Annotated in this window: 22 protein-coding genes and 1 riboswitch; of the genes, 9 read left to right on the forward strand and 13 right to left on the reverse strand. The window is 69.4% G+C overall.

From position 1 onward, the window contains the following. Window positions 1-94: 94 nt before the first annotated feature. The 7 genes from ACH4EW_RS14500 to ACH4EW_RS14530 form a co-directional block, all read right to left on the reverse strand. A complete protein-coding gene (locus tag ACH4EW_RS14500) occupies window positions 95-862 on the reverse strand; it encodes a (2Fe-2S)-binding protein (protein WP_398256131.1) in 768 nt (255 codons plus the stop codon). Continuing rightward, window positions 859-1,647, reverse strand: a complete 789-nt coding sequence (locus tag ACH4EW_RS14505; RefSeq protein WP_398256133.1) for an ABC transporter ATP-binding protein — start codon at window positions 1,645-1,647, stop codon at window positions 859-861. The genes ACH4EW_RS14500 and ACH4EW_RS14505 overlap by 4 nt, the downstream gene beginning before the upstream one ends. After that, a complete protein-coding gene (locus ACH4EW_RS14510; RefSeq protein ID WP_398256136.1) occupies window positions 1,644-2,699 on the reverse strand; it encodes a FecCD family ABC transporter permease in 1,056 nt (351 codons plus the stop codon). The genes ACH4EW_RS14505 and ACH4EW_RS14510 overlap by 4 nt, the downstream gene beginning before the upstream one ends. Beyond that, window positions 2,696-3,682, reverse strand: coding sequence for an ABC transporter substrate-binding protein (locus ACH4EW_RS14515; protein WP_398256138.1), 987 nt, complete (start codon window positions 3,680-3,682; stop codon window positions 2,696-2,698). The genes ACH4EW_RS14510 and ACH4EW_RS14515 overlap by 4 nt, the downstream gene beginning before the upstream one ends. A 38-nt stretch (window positions 3,683-3,720) precedes the next feature. Continuing rightward, window positions 3,721-3,844: riboswitch (cobalamin riboswitch) on the reverse strand. Between the two features lie 392 nt (window positions 3,845-4,236). Next, complete coding sequence (locus tag ACH4EW_RS14520) at window positions 4,237-4,671, reverse strand: hypothetical protein (RefSeq protein WP_398256141.1); 435 nt, start codon at window positions 4,669-4,671, stop codon at window positions 4,237-4,239. A gap of 180 nt (window positions 4,672-4,851) precedes the next feature. Beyond that, window positions 4,852-5,127, reverse strand: coding sequence for a hypothetical protein (locus ACH4EW_RS14525; RefSeq protein WP_398256144.1), 276 nt, complete (start codon window positions 5,125-5,127; stop codon window positions 4,852-4,854). Between the two features lie 692 nt (window positions 5,128-5,819). After that, entirely contained in the window at window positions 5,820-6,785 is a 966-nt protein-coding gene (locus tag ACH4EW_RS14530) for a pirin family protein (protein WP_398256146.1), read from the reverse strand. 173 nt (window positions 6,786-6,958) lie between these two features. Here ACH4EW_RS14530 and ACH4EW_RS14535 point away from each other — a divergent pair, with 173 nt between their 5' ends. Continuing rightward, complete coding sequence (locus tag ACH4EW_RS14535) at window positions 6,959-7,330, forward strand: tetratricopeptide repeat protein (RefSeq protein WP_398256149.1); 372 nt, start codon at window positions 6,959-6,961, stop codon at window positions 7,328-7,330. Window positions 7,331-7,403: 73 nt separating this feature from the next. Here ACH4EW_RS14535 and ACH4EW_RS14540 read toward each other — a convergent pair whose 3' ends face one another. After that, entirely contained in the window at window positions 7,404-8,846 is a 1,443-nt protein-coding gene (locus ACH4EW_RS14540) for a dihydrolipoyl dehydrogenase family protein (RefSeq protein WP_398256152.1), read from the reverse strand. 115 nt (window positions 8,847-8,961) lie between these two features. On the opposite strand from ACH4EW_RS14540, the gene trxA reads away from it, so the two are divergent. Beyond that, the gene (trxA, locus tag ACH4EW_RS14545; RefSeq protein ID WP_398256155.1) at window positions 8,962-9,333 is read left to right on the forward strand and encodes a thioredoxin; all 372 of its coding nucleotides are present in this window, start codon (window positions 8,962-8,964) and stop codon (window positions 9,331-9,333) included. Between the two features lie 109 nt (window positions 9,334-9,442). Here trxA and ACH4EW_RS14550 read toward each other — a convergent pair whose 3' ends face one another. The 3 genes from ACH4EW_RS14550 to ACH4EW_RS14560 form a co-directional block, all read right to left on the reverse strand. Next, entirely contained in the window at window positions 9,443-9,736 is a 294-nt protein-coding gene (locus tag ACH4EW_RS14550) for a hypothetical protein (RefSeq protein WP_398256157.1), read from the reverse strand. A gap of 143 nt (window positions 9,737-9,879) precedes the next feature. After that, complete coding sequence (locus tag ACH4EW_RS14555) at window positions 9,880-10,899, reverse strand: LacI family DNA-binding transcriptional regulator (RefSeq protein ID WP_398256160.1); 1,020 nt, start codon at window positions 10,897-10,899, stop codon at window positions 9,880-9,882. Between the two features lie 383 nt (window positions 10,900-11,282). Continuing rightward, entirely contained in the window at window positions 11,283-12,119 is an 837-nt protein-coding gene (locus tag ACH4EW_RS14560) for a TIGR02452 family protein (protein ID WP_398256163.1), read from the reverse strand. A 150-nt stretch (window positions 12,120-12,269) separates the two neighbouring features. Between ACH4EW_RS14560 and egtA the strand changes: the two genes are divergently transcribed. From egtA to ACH4EW_RS14595, 7 genes are all read left to right on the forward strand, one after another. After that, window positions 12,270-13,589, forward strand: coding sequence for an ergothioneine biosynthesis glutamate--cysteine ligase EgtA (gene egtA, locus ACH4EW_RS14565; RefSeq protein WP_398256165.1), 1,320 nt, complete (start codon window positions 12,270-12,272; stop codon window positions 13,587-13,589). After that, the gene (gene egtB, locus ACH4EW_RS14570) at window positions 13,586-14,947 is read left to right on the forward strand and encodes an ergothioneine biosynthesis protein EgtB (protein WP_398256168.1); all 1,362 of its coding nucleotides are present in this window, start codon (window positions 13,586-13,588) and stop codon (window positions 14,945-14,947) included. The genes egtA and egtB overlap by 4 nt, the downstream gene beginning before the upstream one ends. Further along, entirely contained in the window at window positions 14,947-15,702 is a 756-nt protein-coding gene (gene egtC / locus ACH4EW_RS14575) for an ergothioneine biosynthesis protein EgtC (protein WP_398256171.1), read from the forward strand. The genes egtB and egtC overlap by 1 nt, the downstream gene beginning before the upstream one ends. After that, window positions 15,699-16,661: an L-histidine N(alpha)-methyltransferase gene (egtD, locus tag ACH4EW_RS14580; protein WP_398256174.1), complete on the forward strand. Its 963-nt coding sequence runs from the start codon at window positions 15,699-15,701 to the stop codon at window positions 16,659-16,661. The genes egtC and egtD overlap by 4 nt, the downstream gene beginning before the upstream one ends. 321 nt (window positions 16,662-16,982) lie before the next feature. Then, on the forward strand, window positions 16,983-17,198 hold the full coding sequence (locus tag ACH4EW_RS14585) for a dodecin (protein WP_398256177.1): 216 nt from the start codon (window positions 16,983-16,985) through the stop codon (window positions 17,196-17,198). A gap of 125 nt (window positions 17,199-17,323) precedes the next feature. Continuing rightward, window positions 17,324-18,715, forward strand: a complete 1,392-nt coding sequence (locus ACH4EW_RS14590; protein ID WP_398256180.1) for a polysaccharide pyruvyl transferase family protein — start codon at window positions 17,324-17,326, stop codon at window positions 18,713-18,715. A 154-nt stretch (window positions 18,716-18,869) separates the two neighbouring features. Further along, a complete protein-coding gene (locus ACH4EW_RS14595; RefSeq protein WP_398256182.1) occupies window positions 18,870-21,293 on the forward strand; it encodes an ABC transporter in 2,424 nt (807 codons plus the stop codon). A gap of 17 nt (window positions 21,294-21,310) precedes the next feature. Here ACH4EW_RS14595 and ACH4EW_RS14600 read toward each other — a convergent pair whose 3' ends face one another. Together ACH4EW_RS14600 and ACH4EW_RS14605 are read right to left on the reverse strand one after the other, a co-directional pair. Beyond that, window positions 21,311-22,057, reverse strand: a complete 747-nt coding sequence (locus ACH4EW_RS14600) for a succinate dehydrogenase/fumarate reductase iron-sulfur subunit (protein WP_398256185.1) — start codon at window positions 22,055-22,057, stop codon at window positions 21,311-21,313. Further along, entirely contained in the window at window positions 22,054-24,003 is a 1,950-nt protein-coding gene (locus tag ACH4EW_RS14605; protein ID WP_398256187.1) for a fumarate reductase/succinate dehydrogenase flavoprotein subunit, read from the reverse strand. Before ACH4EW_RS14605 ends, ACH4EW_RS14600 begins: the two co-directional genes overlap by 4 nt. Window position 24,004 lies beyond the last annotated feature (1 nt).

Below are 24,004 nucleotides of genomic sequence, written 5' to 3' on the forward strand. Positions count from 1 at the left end.
GACCTGGGGCTTCTCGGAGCCGCCTGCCGGAACCGGACAGCGCGCCCGTGCACCTCCCACCCAGGGCGGCTCAATCCGGGACTACGGGCGCCCGCTATCTCTGCTTCGGCCTCGCGTACGCCCGCAGTCGCTCCTCGCGGCCTGTCAGACAACAGCTCGCACAGCGCACCGCCTCCGCGCTCGTGTAGTACAGACAGCAGGTGTTGCGCAGATAGACCAGCCGCTCCGGGCCGTCCGGCGCTCGCCGGACCCGTGCCACCTCGCCCAGCGCCGCGAGTCCGCCGGGTGCGGTGTCCGCGAACTGCCGCCAGCGGGCGGCCAGCAGATCCACCTGAGCGCCGTACGCGCACAGCGCCGTGGCGCAGCCATGGGCGATCCCGCCGCGCAACTGCCGCACCCCGGCGCGGGTAAGCCGGTGCAGCGCATCGGCGACCGGCAGCAGATGCCCGTCGAGCACGGTGCGGTGCAGCAGCCGTACAGGGTCCTCCCCGGCCCGGGGCACCAGCAGCCGGGCCCTGCGCACCCGGACTCCGCCGATCCCGTGCGCGGCGGGGCGCACCAGCACATTGCCGGACCGCATGTCCGGGACCTCGTCGTACAGCGCCCAGTGGAGTACGGCGGCAGCGGTGACCCGGCCCGCGTACACCGCCATCAGGGTCAGCGCGGTCGCATGGCCGGTGCGGTGGCCGCTGCCGGTGCGCTCACTCTCCAGCAGCGTGGACAGCACCTCGCCCTCCGGGTCGGCCAGTCGGTCGGCTGCCAGCCACGGCTCTGCTTCGCCCGCGGACGGTTCGCCTTCGGTGACCTGCCAGCGTGGCCCGTGCGGCAGAGGCGTCCAGACGGGGGACGTGTTGTCGCTCATGGCAGCGGGAGGTAGACGACGTTGGGGGCGCCGGTGACCGGGTGGGCGCCGATCCGGGACCGCACCCCGTAGACCTCGGCCAGCAGCTCTTCCGTCAGCACCGCGTGTGGGGAGCCGGACGCCACCACCCGTCCGGCGCTGAGGACGACCAGCCGGTCGCAGTAGGAAGCGGCGAGGTTGAGGTCGTGCAGCACCAGCAGATTGGTGGTGCCCAGCGTCCTGACCAGGCTGAGGATCTCCAGCTGGTAGCGGATGTCCAGATGGTTGGTCGGCTCGTCGAGCGCCAGCAGTCCCGGGTCCTGGACCAGGGCGCGGGCGATCAGGGCCCGTTGCCGTTCCCCGCCGGACAGTTCCTCGAACCGCCGGCCGGCCAGGGCCGCTGCGCCGACGCGCCGCAGCGCCCGGTCGATGCGGTGGGCGTCGTCGGCGTCGTCCTGCTCCCAGAACCGTTTGTGCGGGCTGCGGCCCATCGCCACCACTTCACGCACGGTCAGGCCGAAGGTGCCGGGGCTGTCCTGGGGTACGACGGCGACGCGCCGGGCCCGTTCCTTCACGCCGAGGGCCGCGGCGTCCGCCCCGTCCAGCAGGACCCGCCCCGCTGCGGGACGCAGCGCACCGTACACACAGCGCAGAAAGGTGGTCTTGCCACTGCCGTTCGGCCCGACCAGGCCGACCGTCTCGCCGGGGGCGGCGTCCAGCGCGACCCCGTCGAGCAGGGTACGGCCGGCCACCTCGTAGCTGATTCCGTCGGCGGCGAGCGCCGTCGGGGACGGTGCCGGGCTCATCCGGTGATCCCTTCGGTACGGCTGGAGCGGCGCAGCAGCCAGAGAAAGAACGGGCCGCCCACCAGCGCGGTGACCACCCCGGCGGGGATTTCCTCGGGGGCCGCCACGGTCCGCGCCAGCAGATCGGCCAGCAGGAGGAAGACCGCCCCGCCGAGCGCGGTCACCGGCAGCAGTCTGCGGTGGGACGCGCCGACGATCAGCCGGGCGGCGTGCGGGATCATCAGGCCGACGAAGCCGATCGCCCCGCTGTAGGCGACCAGCACGCCGATGATCAGTGACACCAGCACGAACACCCCGGCCCGGAAGCGTCCGGGGTCCAGACCGAGGCTGCGGGCCCCTTCCTCCCCGGTCAGCAGCAGATCCAGCGGACGGGCCAGACTGATCAGGAGTACGGCCCCGACGCCCAGTACCACGGCAGGCAGCGCCAGTTGGTCCCAGCGGGCGCCGCCCAGGCCGCCCAGGGTCCAGAACATGATCGCCCGCACATGCTCGGCCCGGGAGGACAGCACCAGGATCAGGCTGGTGAACGCGGAGAGCACGTACTGGATCGCCACCCCGGCCAGAATCAGCCGGCCCGTCGTCATGGTGCCGCCGCGCCGGGCCATCGCGTAGACGGCGACCAGCGCCGTCATGGACCCGGCGAACGCGGCAACGGGCAGCGCCACATCGGTGGCCGCCCCGGCGCCGACCCCCAGCACGACGACCACGGCGGCGCCCGCCGACGCCCCGGACGAGGCGCCCAGCAGAAACGGGTCGGCCAGCGGGTTGCGCACCAGCGCCTGGAGCACCGCGCCCGACAGGGCCAGCCCGGCGCCGACGACCGCGCCGAGCAGCACTCTGGGCAGCCGTACCTCCCACACGATCGTCGGGTACGCACCGGTGCGTTCACCGCCCAGGACCGTACTCAATACCTCGCCCGGCGGAATCCGTACCGGGCCGAGCGCCAGGCCGGCCACCGCCGCCGCGAGCAGCAGCACCGTGAGGACGCCGATCACGACGGGGGTCGAGCGGAGGACGGACTTCGGGCCGGGGCGGGCGGACTCCGCGCTCACGGAGTGCCGGGGTGCAGCTGCCCGGCCAGGTCCTGCACGGCGTCGGCGACCCGCACACCGAGCACGGCCGAGGACAGCGGGAGGACCGCGAACTTCTTGTTCTTGATCGCCGGCACGTCCGCGAGCGCCGGATCATTCAGCAGCCGCTTCTTCTTGGCCGCGACCGTGGTGCCGCCGTAGTCGTAGATCACGACCACCTCGGGCTTGCGCTTGATGACCTGCTCCCAGGACACGTCGCCGAAGGTGCCGTCGAGGTCCGCGAAGACGTTCCTGCCCCCGGCGAGCCGGACGATTTCGCTGCCGATGCCGTTGCCGCCCGCTGTGAACGCGGAGCTGTCGCCGGAGTCGTAGACGAACACCGAGGGATGTGAGGAGCCCTTGAGCTCTGTCTCGACCGCCCTGATCTTCTGCCGCTCCTCGGCGATCAGCTTCCTGCCGCGCTCCGGTACGCCGAAGGTCCTGGCGACCTGGGTGATCTCGGTAGCGAGCTGATCGATACCGACCTTGCCCTTGGTGCAGTACTCGATGTTCAGCCGGGTGTTGATGCCGCTCTTCCGGAGCCCCGCCCGGTCCTGGCCCCTGGCCTTGTCGAAGGCGCTGCTGTATCCGCCGTAGACGAAGTCGGGGTTGGCGCCGAGCAGCACCTCCTTGGAGGGGTACTCCTTCGCGAGCACCTTGGTTCCGGCGTATGCGGACCGGTACTTCGGCAGGATGCTGTCGTCCAGGTAGGCGGTCCCGGCCAGCCGGTCCTGGAGCCCAAGGGCCAGCATGATTTCGGTGGCGTGCTGGTTCATGGTGACGGCCCGCTTCGGAGGGGCTTCGAAGGTCGTCTTCATACCGCAGTTGGTGACGGTGTAGGGGAAACCGTCGGCGGCCGGTGCGGCCTCTGTCTTGTCCTCGCCGCCCGTGCCGGAGCCGCAGCCAGTGAGCGGCAGCAGAAGCAGCGGTATGAGCGCGAGTGGTACACGGCGGATCCGGGGCATGACCGAGCCTTTCCGGGGGATGTCCTCGTCCCCTGGTTGTACGGAGAAGGCGGCGCGGCCAGTGTCTGGCTTCCGGGCTGCTGCAGCCCGGTCACAGTGGCGGGACCGTACCGGATTCACACCGGTTTCCTGACGCGCGTCGCCTGAGTTTCGGGGCCCAGTCTGTCAGACCGCATACTGCGGTTGCCTTCCGGGCCGCAACAGACAATCGGGATAGCAGTGGCGAAATGTGATCCCCTCTCCTGTTGGCCGGGTTGCACAAATGCCTTTTGTACCTATGCGTCATTGTTCGATGCGAGGGTGTTGCTGTTCTTGTCCAGCCCCGGCCCTTCACTCCCGAGCACCCCGGCGGCGGCTGGCCCGCCACCCCGAGGAACGCGGCTTTGCCATGTCCCACCCGGCCGACGAACACCGTGCTGCGGACTGAGCGGAGCACAGGTCAGAGGGCCACTGTCCGGCTGGTGTTGGCGCGGCCGGGGGCGCATCGATGATGCCGTGGGTGGGGTCCGGCAAATTCCTGGGGCGGTGGATGGGACCTGGCCCTGCGCTCAGGCTCAGACCTTCACGGTGCCGGAATCATCCCGAATTCCGAGCACGCATGCCACGACAACCATCAGCGAGAGCAGGATCATTACCGCGTTGATCAGCACATCTGGTCCTGCATCCTGCTTCATGGCATTGGATGACGCCATCCATGCGATCGCGCACTGTGCAATCACGCAGCAGCACAGGAAAGCTGCGCGGCCCCCTCGGGGGATCCTGCCGCTGATTCGCGGAAGCGTCAGGACGGCTGCAGCACCCAGCAGAATGATGGCTGCTCCGATCTCGGTTGCGAGGAAGATGGCCGCACCCAATCTGTCGGGAGCGCTGTGGTCGATCTCAGAAGTGTCGATGACCAGAACCATGAACGCGATCTCGAAGAGCAGAATGTAGACGATCTGCAGCGTCAAAATTGCTGCACCTGCCCGCCTGAAGAATGCAGTGGTCAAGTGTTGCTCCTCACGAGAAAACCTTTCTTGATGATTCAGAACTTGCGAAATCGCTGCCACCACCCAAAGTCTCAACCGGACGAACCGGCGCGCCGCTCTCGGGGCATACGGGTGCGGCGGACCGCCCGCGAGGTTTACGGGGCGGTCCGCCTTGTCCGTGCCCTTTGGCGCGCTTGCCGGCTACCGCGGTGTGTCGGCGCTGAGGGTGGTGTCCGGGATGCAGATGATTCCGTCAAACGCCTCCAGGGCGGGTACCTCGATGAACGCGGTGTCCACCCGGGTGCGGACCGGCTCCGGCAATCCGTGACGTCGCGCGTACTCACGCAGCGCCCGCGTGTTCACCAGGGCCGGTTGCCCGGATACGCCCGCGAACAGAGCCTCGACGCTGTCGGGCAGCGCTTCAGGGGTGGCGGCCCGTCCCCAGCGCATCCCGAGCGGGTGGCCCTGGTCAGGCACGTTTTCCACCGTCTCACCGCCGACGAGGTCACGCAGCGGCTCCAAGTCGTAGAAAGGGGCCCCAGGTCTGCTCCCGGGCCCAGGCCGGCCAGCCGGGAGGAGTGAGAGGAGACCCACTGCGTCAGTTCGACGGGGGCGGCCGTGAGGGTTGGCTCGGCCGCAGGATGGAGATCGCGCAGATCGCTGATGTGTGCGTGGACGTGGTGGTTCTGGTCGTTCATGAAATGTGCTCCGCGGTGTGAGTCATCGTCGGAGCCGGGCAGCGCTGAGCACCGCACCGGCGTGATACCGGAGTGCGGCGAAGCTGTCGGAATGCTGGTCGCAGCTTGCCGCTAGGCGGCGCTGCGGGGCTTGATGAACCAGCTCTGGCCAGTGCACAGGAACATGTCGGGACCCTATCAAGGGCAGTCACGGTACGCCTGACAATTTTCCGGCGCGCAGCCGTGCTTTCCCAGTGCGGCCCCATTCATCGCCGCAACCCTCGCCAGGGGTCGCCTCCCTGAATACCCAGGGTCGGCAAGCGTCTGATCAGACCTGGTCACAGGTGCCAACACCCGCGGGCACCGACCACACGAGAAGCCGCACCACGTCGAACACACCTGAGTCCTCTCACCGTTTCGGGCGAAGGGACTCAGTGAAGGGACTCGGTGAAGGTGCACTGCGAAGATCCCTGGCATACACATAGCGCCAGGTCAGCGCACTCGCCCCCGCGGTTTCAGCGCCACCGGCGGCAGTTCGGGAGCGGGCAGCGGATCGCCGTCGTAGCCCTTCACCTCGCCGAATCGGGAACTCTCCATCCAGCCCTTCCTGGCCTCCTCGATTTCCTCGTGGGAACGCCCGATGAAGTTCCACCACATGACGATCTCCTCCTCGAAGGGTTCACCGCCGAGGAGCATGAGGCCCGCGTCGGTGTCCGCACGCAAGGGGAGTTCGGTGCGGCCGCAGCCGAGGTAGAGCATGGAACCGGGCAGCACGGGTACGCCGTCCACCTCGGCCTGGCCGGACATCGAGAGCACCGCGTACTCGAAGTCCGGGTCGAGCGGCAGACGGGCCTCGGCACCGCCGGACAGGGCCAGGTCCGCGCCGACGATCGGGGTGTATGCGGTGCCGGGCGAGGTGGCGCCGTCGAGTTCGCCCAGGATCAGTGTGGCCGTGAGGCCGGGTGCGGTGACGGTCGGCAGTTCGGTGTGGTGCTGGAAATGCGGCTCGACGTGGCGGTGCGCGTTGGGCAGGGCGACCCAGAGTTGGGCGCCGTGCAGAAACCTCGCATGCGACTTCGGACTTTCCTCGGAATGACTGATGGCCCGACCGGAGGTCATCAGTCCCAGCTCGCGCGGGCGGATCGTGCGGAGACTGCCGACGCTGTCCCGGTGCAGGACCTCGCCGTCGTGCAGCCAGCTGACCGTCTGCAGGCCCATGTGGGGGTGGGGCGGTACTTGCATCCCAGGTTCGCCGGCGATGTCGTCCGGGCCGTAATGATCGACAAAGGCCCATGCGCCGACCATCCGGCGACCCAGATTGGGCAGCAGCCTGCGGACCTCGGTGGACTCGCCCAGCCGGACATGGCGCGGGGTGAGGAGTTCACGGACAGGCTCGGCGACGACGAAGCCCCGCCCTCCGCAGACGGAGAGTGTGGCCTGGCGATCGAGATTGCTCATGGCGCTCAACCTATTCCCGTGCGGGGCCGGGGTGCCGGTACCCACGCCGATAATTTAGTGGAATATTCAATCAGTGTGCCATGTTCGGGTGTGTGAGGCACGCCTGAGCGTGCAGCCGGGTCAGTGGCTGGACAGGGCCGGGAGCAATCCCGGTCCGTCAACGAGGAGATCAAGTGAGCGACACCTATTTCGAGTTCGGTACGGCCGCCGACCGCTGGGACCGTGCGCAGATGTTCTTCGAAGCGAAGGAGTACATGACTGCGGCCCGGATTCTGGAAGGCCTGGTCGAGGAGGTGCCGGAGCAGGTATCCCCGCGGCTGCTGCTGGCCCGGGCCTACTACCACTCGGCTCGGCTCGGCAGGGCCGAGACGGAGCTGCGGGCGATTCTGGAGCGCGACCCGGTGGAGCCCTACGCGCGCCTGATGCTCGGTCGCACGCTTGAGCGCCAGGGGCGGAGCGCGGAGGCCACCGGTCACCTGCGGATGGCGGCGGCGTTCTCCGGCGACTTCGACGCGGACCGGTCGCGGCACCAGCGGTCGCGCTGACACTCCGGTCGTCGGCCCCTTACGACCTCGCCCACGATTGGCAGTGGGAGAAGGAGCGGCGTCCGGGCGGGCCCTACGCGTCCCGGTACGCCTCAAGCAGACGCAGCCAAACCTCGCTGATCGTCGGAAACGCGGGGACGGCGTGCCACAGCCGGTCGATGGGGACCTCGCCCGCGACCGCGACCGTCGCCGAGTGCAGCAGTTCACCGATGCCGGGTCCGACCAAGGTGACACCGAGCAGGATCTCCCGGTCGAGGTCCACGACCATGCGGGCACGGCCGCGGTAACCGTCCGCGTACAGGCCGGAGCCTGCCACCGCGGCGAGGTCGTGGTCGACGGCACGTACGCGGTGGCCGGCCTGCTCGGCCTCGGCGAGGGTGAGACCCACCGATGCGGCCTCGGGGTCGGTGAAGACGACCTGCGGGACGGCCGCGTGGTCGGCGGTGGCCGCGTGGGCGCCCCAACGGTCGGTCTCCAGCAACGGCGCGCCCGCGGCGCGGGCGGCGATCGCCGCGCCCGCGATGCGCGCCTGGTACTTGCCCTGGTGGGTGAGGAGTGCCCGGTGGTTGACGTCGCCGACCGCGTAGAGCCAGGTGGTGCCGTCGACGCGGCAGCTGTCGTCGACGCTGAGCCAGGAACCGGGCTTCAGGCCCACCGTTTCCAGGCCGAGGTCGTCGGTTCGTGGAGCGCGGCCGGTGGCGAAAAGGATTTCGTCGGCCTCGACATGTTCTCCGTTCTCCAGCTCCACGGTGACCGGGCCGTCCGGGGCCGTGCGCCGTACGGAGGCCGCCGAGGTTCCGGTACGGATGTCGGCGCCCGCCTCCGTCAGCGCCCGGGCGACCAGCTCGCCCGCGAAGGGTTCCATCTTCGGCAGGAGCCCCTTGCCGCGGATCAGCATGGTCACCCGGGCGCCGAGGGCCTGCCACACGGTGGCCATCTCCGTCGCGACGACGCCGCCACCGATGATCACGAGACGGCCGGGTACCTTCTTCGCGCTCGTCGCCTCCCGGCTGGTCCAGGGACGGGCCCCGTCGACGCCGGGGAGGGCTGGGACGACGGCGCGGCTGCCGGTGCAGACGGCGACGGCCTGCCGGGCGGTGAGCCGGTGTTCCGTGCCGTCGGGGGCGGTGACGGAGACCGTTTTCTCACCGGTGAGCCGGCCCCGGCCCCGGTAGATGTCCGCTCCGATCCCCTCCAGCCAGGCGACTTGGCCGTCGTCCTTCCAGTGCGAGGTGTATTCATCACGACGGGCAAGGACCGCTGCGGAGTCCAGCGGTCCTCGCACGGCGTCGCTGAGTCCTGGGAGGCGGCGGGCATCGGCGCGCGCGACGACCGGGCGCAGCAGGGCCTTACTGGGCATGCAGGCCCAGTACGAGCACTCGCCGCCGATGAGTTCCGCCTCGACGACCGCCGTGCTCAGACCGGCGGCACGGGCCCGGTCGGCGACGTTCTCACCCACGGGACCTGCTCCGATCACCACGACGTCGTACTCGGTGTTCAGGGAAGCATCTGTCATGGGGACAGTCTGGTCGCGGGTGTGCGCGACGGCCACATGGGCAGGCGGAATAGCGCACGTACAGGCACGGTTGTGCCGGACAGTTCCGAACGGGCACAGGAAGAGGTAACAGAGCATGAGCACCGTTGAGCTCACCAAGGAAAACTTCGATCAGGTCGTCAGTGACAACGACTTCGTCCTGATCGACTTCTGGGCTTCCTGGTGCGGCCCGTGCCGGCAGTTCGCGCCGGTCTACGACGCGGTGTCGGAGCGCCACGGCGACCTGGTCTTCGCCAAGGTCGACACCGAGGCGCAGCAGGAGCTGGCAGCGGCCTTCGAGATCCGTTCCATTCCCACGCTGATGATCGTCCGGGACAATGTGGCGGTGTTCGCGCAGGCCGGGGCGCTGCCGGAGGCGGCGCTGGAGGACGTCATCGGGCAGGCCAGGAAGCTGGACATGGACGAAGTCCGCAAGTCCATCGAGGACCAGCAGAAGGAACAGAAGTAGGCTCCGTGCGCGCATGAGCGTGGTGAGGGGCCCGACCGGGCCAACAAGTGTCCGGGCCGGTCGGGCCCCTTTCCGAGCCCTTCCGCGACCGGAAATGGGCGGCCCGGCCTCAGCTGTCCGCTTTGCTGTCGGCCTTGCCTTCGGCGCTCTTCTCCTTGATCCGCACCGAGAGGCCGTAGTCCAGCTCGGCGCCGTCGACCAGCAGGGCCTCGACCGTGTGTGTCGCCGGATCGATGTCCGCCACGATGCCTTCGCCCGAATACCGGGGGTATCCCGATGCCCCCGTCTCGCCGGTCGCCGCCACGACCGCCGAGCGGATGGCGCCACCGGGCTCGGTGGCGTCGGTGGTGTCCTCGGCGAATCCGGGGACCAGCAGGATCTCGTAACTCTGCGGATGGCTCATGGTCATGACGCTAAGCAAGCGGCGCGCGGTGCGCATGTTGCCGCACTGCTGCACCGTGCGGAGTCGGCGGCTCGGACCGATGGCACATGGGGGCGGCGTCGCGGGGCTGGGCACGCGACGCCGCCCCCATGTGCCGGCCGGTCTCAGCTGGACTCGCGGTGGACCGCCCCGGCCCGCAGCAGGTCGTGGTGCTCGGGGGCGCCGCCGGGGTGCTGCACCAGCCGGTCGACGAGGTCCGCCAGCGGCTGTGGCGTGGCCAGCTCCAGCCGCACGCTGCTGAGCCGGGGCCGCAGCAGTCTGCCGAGCATCAGGTCGTCGGCGCCGACCACGGCCGTCTCGCGGGGCACTTCGATGCCCGCGTCCTGAAGGGCCCGCATCAGGAGCATCGCGTATTCGTCGTTGTACGCGAACACGGCATCGAGGCCCATGGTGCGCCAGCGGGCGGCCAATCGGGCAGCCGACTCCTCCTCGTACCGCAGCGGCAGCGGTTCGATACGGGCCCCGTGGCTCAGTGCGACCTGCCGGGCTCCGGCCAGCCGCCGTTCGGCCAACAGACCCGGGCCTCGCTCCTCGGGCATGACGACGCCGATGCGACGCCGACCGCGCTCCAGCAGATGTCCGATCGCGCAGCTGCCGACCTCCCGCTGGTCCATGACCAGCGCATGAGCACCTGCCACCGGCCGGGACCCGAGGGTGATCACGGCCTTGGCTCCGGATCGCCTGAGTACGGATATGCCCTGCGGGGTGAGGGCCGTACCGGGTGCGATGACGGCGACCGGTCGGAGTTCGGCCCAGGCGCGGGGCGCGTCGTCGGCGTCCAGACCGGTGCTGCCGTACTGGACGACGGTGTAGTCGAGGCGGCGCAGCCCGGATTCCAGTTGGTGGAAGAAGCGGTGGTGGAGCGGGCCGGCCGGGAAGTTCACGGTGGCCAGCAGCACCATGCGGGTGTGTCCGGCACGCAGGCTGCGGGCCGCCGCGTGCGGCACGTAGCCCAGTTCGGTGGCCGCTTCCCTGACCCGGCGGCGAGTGGGTTCGCTGATCCGCACAGCCGCGTTGTTGTTGAGTACGTACGACACGGTGGCCCGGGAGACTCCGGCGAGCCGTGCCACATCGGCACTGGTCGGAACGGGGCCTTCGGTGGGCTGTTTCGGTAACTGGCTCATGGCGTCGGGCAGTCTTCCAGACCCGTGCGGCGTGGGTGCGCTCCGGGTCATGGATGACTCCTCGAGGTGGGACTGATCGGCCGGGTGACCGGGATGGTGGGGCCGGGGCCGGTCGGCGAGGTGATCATACGGATCCGGCTCGGCGCAGAGCGCCTCCTCGCGCATCCGGCTCGGCCGAGGAACGCATCGAACTCGGCACGGTGGTAACGGTGATCGAGTATCTGCCACCGGGGACGTGTAGGTGGCTCCCGTGTACGGCAGTTGAGGCTCCTGCGGGGGTGTCACACCTTTCGGGGCGCTCGCGGAGGCCGAGGCGGCGAAGGCGCGCGGCACCGCCGCGACGGCGACCAGGCGAGGTGCGTCGTCGGCCGGCTGCGGGAGCGCTACGACTGGAACTGACCGCTGAACGTCCGGGCGAAGGCGGACCTGGTGGCGGATTCGGGGCTGCGGTCGAGGATGCCGAAGACGATCTGCTCGAAGTGCCCGGCGAACCTGCCGTCGTCCAGAAGCAGCGCCCGGAACGCACCGGCCACGTCCGCCGGATCGTTGCGGAACACACCGCAGCCCCAGGCGCCCAGCACCAGCCTGCGGTACCCGCCCACCGCCGCGACCTCCAGCACCCGCTCGGCCCGGGACGCAAGCGTGGCGGGGATACGGTGCGCGTCCTCGGGGGTGCGGCTGCGGATGACTCCGGCGTTGGGTGCCGGGGAGGTGAGGAAGCCCACGGTGTACGGGGTGTCGAGCAGCCGCCCCCGGTCGTCGCGGAACACCGGTACACCCGGTGAGTGAATCACCCGGTCGGTGTAGAAGGCGCTGCGTTCAACGCGGTGGTGGGCGTAGTAGTCGGGGGCTCGCAGCAGTGTGGCGTACAGGGCCGAGCCACGGCACAGGGCTTCCTCCTGGGCCTGTGCGCCGTTGAGATAGCCGCCTCCGGGATTGCGGGCGGAGGCGTAGCTCAGGACGGCGATCTTGCCGGGCCGTTCGCCGGTCAGCCGGCGCGCCGCCTGCAGACTGCTCTCGTCGGTGACCTCGATGAGGGGTGTGCGGCCGGAGTCGAGTGCCGCGACCGGTACCGGCTCGGGGCCGTACAGCCTGGTGCCCGAGAGTGCGGTGGTCAGCGCGCTCTCGATGCTCACCTCACGCCCGTCCCGCGTGCGGTAGCGGCCGGCCTCGACAATGGCCTCGGTCTCTCGCGCGATGCCGCGCAGCCGTGCGCTCATCGGTACTCCTCCGTGTGGTGCATACGGGGCATGCTCGGCGCTTCGACGGCATGGATGCAACCGAATTTCCGACGCAAAGGGGCACTCTTGTGCGATCCCCCCGTGGGGGTTTGGGCGGTACGGACGAACCGAGAAGAAGGAGGCCCCGGCATGTCTTCCGACACACCCGGAGACCATGGTCCGCCCGGCCAGGCCCCGCCCCTCGGCGAGGGCGAGGCGGAGGATTTACTGCGCTGCATCTGCTTCAAGACCGGGCCGCCCCGCACGGTCGGCGTCGAACTCGAATGGCTCATTCACCACCGGGATCAGCCCCGCGTCCCTGTCCCCCACCGCCGTCTCGACGCGGCCGCCGACATCCTCCGGGCCCTGCCCCTGAGTGCGGCGCTCACCTTCGAACCCGGCGGCCAGCTGGAGCTCAGCTCGCGCCCCGCCGACTCCCTGATGACGTGCATCGACGCCACCACCGCCGATCTCACGGCGGTGCGTGACGCCCTGGACCGGATGGATCTCGCACCGGTGGGTATCGGCCTCGATCCGTGGCATCCACCGCGCCGGCTGCTGCACGAGCCCCGCTACGACGCCATGGAGGTCTCGTTCGACCGGTCGGGACCGGCCGGCCGCGCCATGATGTGCACCACCGCATCCGTCCAGGTATGTCTGGACGCAGGAGAGGAGGAACCGGGCCCGCTCGGCTACGGGCGGCGCTGGCAGCTGTCCCACCTGCTGGGCGCGGTACTGGTGGCGGTCTTCGCGAACTCGCCGTTCCAGTCCGGCTGCCCGACACCGTGGCGATCCACCCGGCAGTCGCTCTGGGCCGGCCTCGATCCATGGCGGCCCCTGGCACCACCCGGCCATCTGCCGCCGCGCGAGGCCTGGACCATGCATGTCCTGGACACCCCGGTGATGTGCATCCGGGCCGACGAGGGGCCGTGGGCCGTGCCCGACGGTCTGACGTTCCGCGACTGGATCCGCACCGGCACGCCGAGACCACCGGTGCGCGCCGACCTCGACTACCACATCAGCACCCTCTTTCCGCCCGTGCGCCCGCGCGGACATCTTGAGCTGCGCATGATCGACGCGCAGTACGGCGCGGACGGTTGGCTGGTGCCGCTTGCCGTCACCACTGCCCTGTTCGACGATCCGGAGGCTGCCGAGACCGTGTACCGCACCGTCAAACCACTGGCCGAGGCGGCCGGGCCACGGCCCGCGCCGCGCAATCCGCTCTGGGTGGCCGCCGCCCGCGACGGCCTGACCGATCCCGAACTGCGGTCGGCGGCCACCACCTGCTTCGCACTCGCGCTGGAGGCGCTGCCGCGGATGGGAGCGACCACGGCCGTGCAGGAGGCTGTGGCGGACTTCAACGACCGCTTCGTCGCCCGGGGCCGATGTCCGGCCGACGATCTTCCCGAACTGCTCGCGCCGGGTTCAACGGGTGATTCGGGCCGCCACTTCGAGGGGCCCCGCTCATGACCGACTCCCCCACGCCCGCCGCACCCGGTCCGCACAGTCCGGCCGGACCGGATGCGGCGGACACCGAGGCGCTCCGGCAGCGCGCCCTCGCCGCGCTGCTCACCGCCCGTGAACGCACAACGCTTCTCACCGACAGCGTGGACGACAATGAACTGACCGCCCAGCACTCCCCGTTGATGTCCCCCCTGGTCTGGGACCTCGCACACATCGGCAATCAGGAGGAGCTGTGGCTGCTGCGCGGGGTGGCCGGACAGAAGGCGATGCGCCCGGAGATCGACGGGCTGTACGACGCCTTCGAACACCCCCGGGCGAGCCGCCCCTCGCTGCCACTGCTGGCGCCCGCCGAGGCCCGTAGCTACGCCGCGGAGGTACGTGGTCGCGCGCTGGACGTACTCGACAGCACGGCACTGCACGGTGACCGCCCGCTGATGCAGGCCGGATTCGCCTTCGGCATGATCGCCCAGCATGAACAGCAGCACGATGAAACGATGCTGATCACCCATCAGCTCAGGTCCGGCCCTGCCGTTCTGACCGCGCCTGTGCCACCTGCACCCACCGACTCGGCGGGACTCCCTGCCGAAGTGCTGGTCCCGGGCGGCCCGTTCACGATGGGTACGTCCACCGAGCCGTGGGCCCTCGACAATGAACGTCCCGCCCATGTGCGCGACGTACCGGACTTCTTCATCGACACGACCCCGGTCACCTGCGGCGCGTACCAGCGGTTCATCGAGGACGGCGGCTACACCGAGCGGTACTGGTGGGCCCCCGAGGGGTGGGCGATGGTCCGTGAGCACGAACTGACCGCTCCGCTGTTCTGGCACCGGGACGCCGGCCAGTGGCTGCGGCGCCGCTTCGGAGTGACCGAGACGGTCCCTGAGACCGAACCCGTACTCCATGTCAGCTGGTACGAGGCGGACGCATACGCCCGCTGGGCCGGGCGCCGACTGCCCTCGGAGGCGGAATGGGAGAAGGCGGCGCGCCACGACCCGGCGTCGGGCCGTTCCCTGCGTTATCCGTGGGGCGACGAGGACCCGACTCCCGAGCGGGCCAACCTGGGTCAACGCCATCTGCGACCGGCGCGGGCCGGGGCCTACGCCGCAGGCCGGTCGCCGTTCGGTGTACGGCAGTTGATCGGTGACGTATGGGAGTGGACGTCGAGCGACTTCCTGCCCTATCCCGGCTTCTCGGCGTTCCCGTACCGCGAGTACTCCGAGGTGTTCTTCGGGCCGGCACACAAGGTGCTGCGCGGCGGTTCGTTCGCCGTGGATCCGGTGGCGTGCCGGGGGACGTTCCGCAACTGGGACCTGCCGGTGAGACGCCAGATCTTCTCCGGGTTCCGCACCGCGAGGGACCTCTGATGTGTCGTCATATCGCCTATGTCGGACCACCGGTGGCCCTCGGCGAACTGCTGACACGACCGCCCCACAGCCTTGTGCGCCAGTCGTGGGCACCGAGACACCAGCGGCATGGGACCGTCAACGCCGACGGTTTCGGCGTCGGCTGGTACGCGGACGGGGATCCGGTGCCCGGACGTTACCGGCGCCAGGGCGCGGTCTGGGGCGACCAGACGTTCGCCGATCTGGCCAGAGTGGTGCGCAGTGGGGCGCTGCTCGCGGCGGTACGTGACGCCACCGAGGCGGGTGCCGACGGCGAGGCGGCGGCCGCGCCGTTCGCCGCCGGGCGGCTGCTGTTCAGCCATAACGGCGCGGTGAAGGGCTGGCCGGAGTCACTGGTGCCGCTCGCCGCCGCGCTGCCGCCTGCCGAACTGCTGACGCTCACCGCCCGCTGCGACTCGGCCCTGGTCTGGGCCCTCGTACGACACCGCCTGGCCGACGGCGACGCACTGCCGCAGGCCGTCGCCGACACCGTGCTCGAGGTGGCTGACGCGGCGCCGGAATCACGGCTGAATCTGCTGCTCACCGATGGCAGCACGATCGTGGCGACGGCCTGGGGCGAGACCCTGTGGTACCTCGCCGAGTCCGGCCTGCGCTCGGTCGTTGCCTCGGAGCCGTACGACGACGATCCGCACTGGCGCACGGTCCCCGACCGGACGCTGCTGACGGCGAGCCGTGCCGAAGTTCTGCTGACCCCGCTCAAGGAGCCCACCGAGTGAGTCCCTTTCTGCTGACCCGCACCCTGCCGGTGGACGCGACGGACGCGGCGCTGCGCGCCGATGTGCTGCACGGCCTCACCCGGCACCCGAAGACACTGCCGCCCAAGTGGTTCTACGACGCTCGCGGCAGCGAACTGTTCGAGGAGATCACCCGGCTTCCCGAGTACTACCCGACCCGCGCCGAGCGCGAGATCCTGATCGACCGCGTCGAGGAGATCGCTTCGGCGTCCGGGGCGCAGACCCTGATCGAGCTGGGATCGGGGTCGTCGGAGAAGACCCGGCACCTGCTGGACGCACTGCCCGCGCTGCACAGTTATGTACCGGTCGATGTGAGCGAGAGCGCGCTGCGCGGCGCCGCCGAGGCCCTGCTCGCACAACGGCCCGGTCTCTCCGTGCACGCTCTGATCGCCGACTTCACGGGCGGTCTCGCACTGCCGGGCACCCCGAGGCCACGGCTGATCGCGTTCCTGGGTGGCACGGTCGGCAATCTGCTGCCCGACGAGCGGTCGGTGTTCCTGAAGTCGGTACGGTCGCTGCTCTCCCCGGGCGACGCGCTGCTGCTCGGCACGGATCTGGTGAAGGACGAGAAGGTTCTGGTCGCCGCATATGACGATGCGGCCGGGGTGACGGCGGAGTTCAACAAGAACGTACTGAGAGTCGTGAACCGGGAGCTGGGCGCGGACTTCGACCCGGCCGACTTCGATCACGTGGCGCTGTGGGACCCGGAGCGGGAGTGGATCGAGATGCGGCTGAGGGCCCGCGAGGCGCTCACAGTGAAGATTCCGGACCTGGATCTGATGGTGGGCTTCGAGGCCGGCGAGGAGTTGCGTACGGAGGTGTCGGCCAAATTCCGCAAGGAGGGCATCCGGGCCGAACTCGCCGCGGCCGGTCTGAGGATGGATCAGTGGTGGACGGATTCTGGGGACCGGTTCGCACTGTCGTTGGCGACGGCGGTCTGAGCGAGGCGGGCCGGTGTGCGGCGGTCCGGGCAGTCACCTGCCGGGATCTGCGGCAGAACGCGGATCTCGGCGGTCAGCCCGGCCGCGGCCACCACCCGCCGCAGTGAGGCGATGAGCGGATCGTCGCCGACGAACGCGCGGGAGAAGCGCGGGATATGCGACGGCTGAATCCCGGGTGTGCCGAGCGCTCGCACGGCGTGGCCGGATTTTGGTATAGACCATTGCTCTGGTCAAGTTCCGTTCATCACGCATGACGCACACCGATATCTCGCGGACCCGGACCCGTTAGGGCACCGTGGTAGTCACGAGAGGAGACATAAGATGTCAAATTACACCTATCGGGTCACGGAAATCGTGGGAACCTCCCATGAAGGCGTCGACGACGCCATCCGCAGAGGCATCGCGAGAGCTTCGGAAACGTTGCACAATCTCGACTGGTTCGAGATCACGGAGGTTCGCGGAGAGATCACGGATGGCCGGATCGAGCACTATCAGGTGGGCCTGAAAGTGGGCTTCCGGCTCGACGAGACGAGTTGAACACATCCCCACGCACCCAGGCACGCGTGGATGTGTGATCATGTCCTTGCGCTCCACGCGGATCGCAAAAAGTTGCACAGGATGCGCATGGAATCGAAAGCGTCTCTAAAGATATATTCAGATTCGTGGCATCCAACGTTAACCATGTGAAGCGAATACTCCTGCGTTCAGGAAAGAGTCCCTACGACGTCGTCCCTGTCGAGCGTGCTCTCCATGAGGACGTGTTCGCCACCAACTCGGGCAACCTGATCTTCAGCGACGCCGCTCACAAGATCCTGGAGACGCCACGTTCCGAGGTGGTCTCGAACGGCATCACCACCAAGGTCGCCGCCGCCGACCGGATCAACAGCGAGTACGACGTCTTCGTCATCCCGCTCGCCAACGCCTTCCGGCCGTCCTTCGAGCCCCAACTGGAGCGTCTGACCCAGCTCATATCGAAGCTGAAGATCCCGGTCGTGGTCCCGGGTGTGGGCGCCCAGACCGGCGTCGACTACTCTGCGGACCGGTTGAAGCCCATGCAGTCCACGGTCTACGCGTTCGTCTCGGCCGTGCTCGACCACAGCGCCTCCATCGGTGTACGCGGCGAGTTCACCGAGCGGTACCTGCGGGACATGGGCTTCCGGGACGTGGACGTCATCGGCTGTCCCTCGATGTTCCTCAACGGCAGCAGGCTCGACATCAGGAAGAGCGGCCGGAAACTCGGACCCGAGTCGCGGATCGCCATCAACGGATCGCACGACGCCGTGCGGAAGCACAACCTCGGGCGGATCATCAACCGTACCCATGCGCGCTATCCGCACCTCCGGTTCATCGGCCAGAACATCTCCGAAGCACGTCAGCTGCACTGGCGTGACATGTCCCATCAGAACGCCGCAGTCACCGACATCCCCACCCATCCCGACCACCCCATGTACGGGCAGGACAAGGTCCGCGTCTACATCGACCCGGTCACCTGGACGGAGGACCTGCGGGGCTTCGACTTCTCCTTCGGCTCCAGGATCCACGGCAACATCGCGGCACTGCTGGCCGGCACGCCCGCCACCGTGCTCTGCAGCGACTCCCGGACGCTGGAGCTGTGCCGCTATTTCGAGATCCCGCACCGGATGCTCGCCAAGGTCCCCTCCGACCTCGACCCCGCCGATCTCTACGCCGAGGCGGACTTCGGGCCGCTGATGCGCGGTCACCAGGAGCGGTTCGACCGGTTCGTGAACTTTTTCGACAAGAACGGCCTCGAGAACACCTTCACCCACGGCGACGGCGGTGAGGCCTTCGAGGCACGGATGAGCGGGCTGGCCTTCCCTCCGGGCATCCGTCCCTGGGTCGGAGCCGACGCCTCCACGATGGGTGCGCGACTCAACTGGCTCCAGTCCCAGCTGACGGACCTCACCACCCAGAACACCCAGCTCAAGCGGAAACTCGCGAAGAACTCCGCGCCGCCCGTCCAGCGCTCGACGTACCAGCGGGCCCGCACCCTCGTGGGCCGGCCCATCAAGCGTGCCCTGCGCCCGTCGCGCTGATTCCTGTCCGAACCTGATCCGAGGCCGGCCCCGCAGGGCCGGCCTCCGGTCGTTCCGGGCCCGTACCCACCGGCCTCGCTGCACCTGGCGCCTAGAATCGGAGTGTTTGTCCCCGGGCTTTCGGCCTGCCCCGATCTACGGAGTCCCCGCTCACATGTCCACCCCCCACGATCCGTACGTCCGGGTGCGCGGCGCCCGTGAGCACAATCTCCAGGACGTCCAGGTCGACATCCCCCGCGACACCCTCACCGTCTTCACCGGGGTCTCGGGCTCCGGAAAGTCCTCCCTAGCGTTCGGGACGCTCTACGCGGAGGCGCAGCGCCGCTACTTCGAGTCCGTCGCGCCGTACGCCCGTCGGCTGATCCATCAGGTGGGTGCGCCCAGCGTCGGTGAGATCACCGGGCTGCCGCCGGCCGTCTCCCTGGAGCAGCGCCGCTCGGCGCCCGGTTCCCGTTCGTCGGTCGGAACGGTCACCACGCTCTCCAATTCCCTGCGCATGCTGTTCTCGCGCGCGGGGGACTATCCGGCCGGTGCCGAGCGACTGGACTCCGACTCCTTCTCGCCGAACACCGCCGCCGGGGCGTGCCCCCAGTGCCACGGTCTCGGCCTTGTCCACCGCACCACGGAGGAACTACTGGTCCCCGATCCGTCGCTGTCGATCCGGGAGGGTGCGATCGCCGCCTGGCCAGGGGCCTGGCAGGGCAAGAACCTGCGCGATGTGCTGGACGCGCTGGGCCACGACATCGACCGTCCGTGGCGTGAGATCGGCGCCGGGGACCGGGAGTGGATCCTGTTCACCGATGAGCAACCGGTGGTGACGGTCCATCCGGTGCGTGATGCCGGGCGCATCCAACGCCCTTACCAGGGTACGTACATGAGTGCCCGCCGCTATGTGATGCACACCTTCGCGGACTCCAAGAGCCGTACTCTGCGGGCGAAGGCCGAGCGCTTCTTGACCAGTGCTCCCTGCCCGGTCTGCGGAGGCAGCCGACTGCGTCCGGAGGCGATGGCCGTCACTTTCGCCGGCCGTTCGATCGCCGAACTCGCCGGGCTTGCGCTCACCTCGCTCGCCGAAGTGCTGCGCGCGGCGGGCGGCGATGACACGGCGCGGGTGCTGACGGCGGATCTGCTCGCCCGGATCGAGACGGTCATCGAGCTCGGCCTCGGCTACCTCAGCCTCGACCGTACGGCTCCGACACTGTCCTCCGGCGAGTTGCAACGGCTGCGGCTCGCCACCCAGTTGCGCTCCGGTCTGTTCGGTGTCGTCTATGTGCTGGACGAGCCGTCGGCCGGTCTGCACCCGGCGGACACCGAGTCGCTGCTGGGGGTGCTCGGCCGGCTGAAGGGGGCCGGGAACTCCGTCTTCGTCGTGGAGCATCAGATGGATGTGGTGCGCCGGGCGGACTGGCTGGTCGATGTGGGGCCACTGGCCGGTGAGCACGGGGGCCGGGTGCTGTACAGCGGTCCCCCGGCCGGACTTGCGGAGGTGACGGAGTCGGCGACCCGGCGCTTCCTGTTCGTCGACGGGCCCGCCCCGGTGCGGGAGGTCCGTACGCCGACCGGGTGGCTGAAGCTGAACGGGGTCGACCGCCACAATGTGCGTGGTGTGGACGCGGAGTTCCCGCTCGGGGTGTTCACGGCCGTCACCGGCGTCTCGGGGTCGGGGAAGTCGACCCTGGTCGGTCAGGTGCTGGCCGGTGTCCTCGCCGACCGACAGGCTTCCGCCACCGCTGACCTTCCCGCGGAGCGTTCCACGCCCTGGTGTGCTTCGGCTCAGGGGCTGGAGGCGGTGGACCGCCTGGTACAGGTAGACCAGAAGCCGATCGGCCGTACCCCTCGGTCCAACCTGGCCACGTACACCGGGCTCTTCGATGTCGTGCGGAAGCTGTTCACCGAGACGGACACGGCGCGCGAGCGCGGCTACAAGGCCGGGCGGTTCTCCTTCAATGTGGCGGGCGGGCGGTGCGAGACCTGCCAGGGCGAGGGGTTCGTCTCCGTTGAACTGCTCTTTCTGCCCAGTACGTACACGCCCTGCCCCGACTGTCACGGTGCGCGGTACAACCCGGAGACGCTGGAGGTCACTCTGCGCGGTCTCGACATCGCCCAGGTGCTGGATCTGACGGTGGAGTCGGCGGCCGGTTTCTTCGCCGGTAGGCCCGCTGCCGAGCGCAGTCTGCGGACGCTGCTCGACGTCGGGCTCGGCTATCTGCGGCTCGGGCAGCCCGCCACGGAGCTGTCGGGCGGTGAGGCCCAGCGGATCAAGCTCGCCGCCGAGCTCCAGCGCACCCGCCGAGGCCACACCGTGTACCTGCTCGACGAGCCGACGACCGGGCTGCACCCGGCCGATGTCGAGGTGCTGATGCGGCAGTTGCACGGTCTGGTCGACGCGGGCAACACGGTTGTGGTCGTGGAGCACGACATGGCGGTGGTGGCCGCCGCCGACCAGGTGATCGACCTCGGTCCCGGCGGCGGCGACCGGGGCGGCCGGATCGTGGCGGCGGGACCACCCGCCGAGGTCGCACGCGCGGAGGGCAGCCGTACGGCGGCGTACCTCAGGGCGTCCCTCCGTATCGCCTGACGACCTCGGCCGCCCGCTCAGCGGCGCACCTTCCGGGTCGCCCGCAGCCACTCCTTGTTCATGGCCGAGATCGACGGCAGCGGAATGCCCTTCGGGCAGGCCGTGGCGCACTCCCCGGTGAGTGTGCAGCCGCCGAAGCCCTCGCTGTCCATCTGTCCGACCATGTCGAGGACCCGGGTCTCGCGCTCGGGGGCGCCCTGCGGCAGGACATTGAGGTGGTTGATCTTCGCCGAGGTGAAGAGCATCGCCGAGCCGTTGGGGCAGGCCGCGACGCAGGCGCCGCAACCGATGCACTCGGCGTGTTCGAAGGCGAAGTCGGCGTCCGGCTTGGGCACCGGTGTGGCATGCGCCTCGGGGGCGGTGCCGGTCGGGGCGGAGATGTAGCCGCCCGCCTGAATGATCCGGTCGAAGGCCGAGCGGTCCACTACCAGGTCCTTGACGACCGGGAAGGCAGAGGCGCGCCACGGTTCGATGTCGATCGTGTCGCCGTCCTCGAAGGACCGCATGTGGAGCTGGCAGGTGGTGGTGCGCTCGGGGCCGTGGGCGTCGCCGTTGATGACGAGGCTGCAGGCGCCGCAGATGCCTTCGCGGCAGTCGTGGTCGAAGGCGACGGGGTCGTCGCCGGCCAGGATGAGTTCCTCGTTGAGGGTGTCGAGCATTTCCAGGAACGACATGTCCTGCGAGATGCCGTCCACCTCGTAGGTGGCCATGGCGCCGGAGGCGTCGGCGTTCTTCTGGCGCCAGACGCGCAGGGTGAGCTTCATGCGTAGCTCCGCTGAGTGGGGTGGACGTACTCGAAGACGAGGTCTTCCTTGTGCAGGACGGGGGCCTCGCCGGTGCCGGAGAACTCCCAGGCGGCGGCGTAGGAGAACTCCTCGTCCCGGCGGGCGGCTTCGCCGTCCGGGGTCTGTGACTCCTCGCGGAAGTGGCCTCCGCAGGACTCGGCGCGGTGCAGGGCGTCGAGGCACATGAGCTCGGCGAGCTCCAGATAGTCGACGATGCGATTGGCCTTCTCCAGCGACTGGTTGAACTCGTCGCCGGTACCGGGCACCTTGATGCGGCGCCAGAACTCCTCGCGGATCCGCGGGATCCGGTCGAGCGCCTTGCGCAGCCCGCCCTCGGTGCGGGCCATGCCGCAGTACTCCCACATGAGTTCGCCGATCTCTCGGTGGAAGGAGTCGGGGGTGCGGTCGCCATCGACGGAGAGCAGCAGGTTCAGCCGGTCCTCGGTGTCCGCGACGACCTCTTCGACGGCCGGGTGCGAGGCGTCGACCTCGTCGCGGTGCGGGTTGCGGGCCAGGTAGTCGTTGATGGTCGACGGCAGGACGAAGTAGCCGTCGGCGAGGCCCTGCATCAGCGCGGAGGCGCCGAGCCGGTTGGCGCCGTGGTCGGAGAAGTTGGCCTCGCCGATCGCGAACAGGCCGGGGATCGTGGTCTGGAGGTCGTAGTCGACCCAGAGTCCGCCCATCGTGTAGTGCACGGCCGGGTAGATGCGCATCGGGGTCTCGTACGGATTCTCCGCGGTGATCCGCGCGTACATGTCGAAGAGGTTGCCGTACTTCTCCTCGACCTTCGCCCTGCCCATGCGCTGGATGGCCTCCGCGAAGTCGAGGTAGACGCCCTGTCCGCCGGGGCCGACGCCGCGGCCCTCGTCGCAGACGTTCTTCGCGGCGCGGGAGGCGATGTCGCGGGGCACGAGGTTGCCGAAGGCCGGGTAGATGCGCTCCAGGTAGTAGTCGCGCTCGCCCTCGGGGATCTCGTTGGCGGGGCGGGCGTCCCCCTTGGCCTTCGGGACCCAGATCCGGCCGTCGTTGCGCAGCGACTCGCTCATCAGCGTCAGCTTGGACTGGTGGTCGCCGGTGCGCGGGATGCAGGTGGGGTGGATCTGGGTGAAGCACGGGTTGGCGAAGTAGGCGCCGCGGCGGTGGGCGCGCCAGATCGCGGTGGCGTTGGAGTTCATGGCGTTCGTCGAGAGATGGAAGACGTTGCCGTAGCCGCCGCTGGCCAGCACGACCGCGTCGGCGAAGTACGTGTCGATCTTCCCGGTGACGAGGTCGCGGGCGACGATGCCACGGGCCTTGCCGTCGACGATGATCAGGTCGAGCATTTCGGTACGGGCGTGCATCTCGACGTTGCCCGCGGCGATCTGCCGGGACAGTGCCTGGTAGGCGCCGAGGAGAAGCTGCTGTCCGGTCTGGCCGCGGGCGTAGAAGGTGCGGGAGACCTGGACGCCGCCGAAGGAGCGGTTGTCGAGGAGGCCGCCGTACTCGCGGGCGAACGGGACGCCCTGGGCGACGCACTGGTCGATGATCTCCACGGAGATCTGGGCGAGCCGGTGGACGTTGGACTCACGGGCGCGGAAGTCGCCGCCCTTGACCGTGTCGTAGAAGAGCCGGTGGATCGAGTCGCCGTCGTTGCGGTAGTTCTTCGCGGCGTTGATACCGCCCTGGGCGGCGACGGAGTGGGCGCGACGGGGCGAGTCCTGGAAGCAGAACTGGACGACGTGGTAACCCTGTTCGGCGAGGGTCGCACCGGCCGAACCGCCGGCGAGGCCGGTGCCGACGACGATGACGGTGTGCTTGCGGCGGTTGGCCGGGTTGACCAGCTTGGCCTGGAAGCGGCGGGTGTCCCAGCGTTCGGCGACGGGGCCTTCGGGGGCCTTGGTGTCGACGACGGGCGTGCCCGTCTCGTAGTGCGAGTAGTCGGTCATG

The sequence above is a fragment of the Streptomyces sp. NPDC018000 genome, assembly GCF_044328025.1.
Classification (GTDB): Bacteria; Actinomycetota; Actinomycetes; order Streptomycetales; family Streptomycetaceae; genus Streptomyces.

Excerpts from the sequence above, each read along its gene's own strand:
- ACH4EW_RS14500 (WP_398256131.1), bottom strand. The coding sequence starts at position 862 with ATGAGCGACAACACGTCCCCCGTCTGGACGCCTCTGCCGCACGGGCCA.
- ACH4EW_RS14505 (WP_398256133.1), bottom strand. The coding sequence starts at position 1,647 with ATGAGCCCGGCACCGTCCCCGACGGCGCTCGCCGCCGACGGAATCAGC.
- ACH4EW_RS14515 (WP_398256138.1), bottom strand. The coding sequence starts at position 3,682 with ATGCCCCGGATCCGCCGTGTACCACTCGCGCTCATACCGCTGCTTCTG.
- ACH4EW_RS14530 (WP_398256146.1), bottom strand. The coding sequence starts at position 6,785 with ATGAGCAATCTCGATCGCCAGGCCACACTCTCCGTCTGCGGAGGGCGG.
- ACH4EW_RS14540 (WP_398256152.1), bottom strand. The coding sequence starts at position 8,846 with ATGACAGATGCTTCCCTGAACACCGAGTACGACGTCGTGGTGATCGGA.
- trxA (WP_398256155.1), top strand. The coding sequence starts at position 8,962 with ATGAGCACCGTTGAGCTCACCAAGGAAAACTTCGATCAGGTCGTCAGT.
- ACH4EW_RS14550 (WP_398256157.1), bottom strand. The coding sequence starts at position 9,736 with ATGAGCCATCCGCAGAGTTACGAGATCCTGCTGGTCCCCGGATTCGCC.
- ACH4EW_RS14555 (WP_398256160.1), bottom strand. The coding sequence starts at position 10,899 with ATGAGCCAGTTACCGAAACAGCCCACCGAAGGCCCCGTTCCGACCAGT.
- ACH4EW_RS14560 (WP_398256163.1), bottom strand. The coding sequence starts at position 12,119 with ATGAGCGCACGGCTGCGCGGCATCGCGCGAGAGACCGAGGCCATTGTC.
- egtA (WP_398256165.1), top strand. The coding sequence starts at position 12,270 with ATGTCTTCCGACACACCCGGAGACCATGGTCCGCCCGGCCAGGCCCCG.
- egtB (WP_398256168.1), top strand. The coding sequence starts at position 13,586 with ATGACCGACTCCCCCACGCCCGCCGCACCCGGTCCGCACAGTCCGGCC.
- egtC (WP_398256171.1), top strand. The coding sequence starts at position 14,947 with ATGTGTCGTCATATCGCCTATGTCGGACCACCGGTGGCCCTCGGCGAA.
- ACH4EW_RS14585 (WP_398256177.1), top strand. The coding sequence starts at position 16,983 with ATGTCAAATTACACCTATCGGGTCACGGAAATCGTGGGAACCTCCCAT.
- ACH4EW_RS14595 (WP_398256182.1), top strand. The coding sequence starts at position 18,870 with ATGTCCACCCCCCACGATCCGTACGTCCGGGTGCGCGGCGCCCGTGAG.
- ACH4EW_RS14600 (WP_398256185.1), bottom strand. The coding sequence starts at position 22,057 with ATGAAGCTCACCCTGCGCGTCTGGCGCCAGAAGAACGCCGACGCCTCC.
- ACH4EW_RS14605 (WP_398256187.1), bottom strand. The coding sequence starts at position 24,003 with ATGACCGACTACTCGCACTACGAGACGGGCACGCCCGTCGTCGACACC.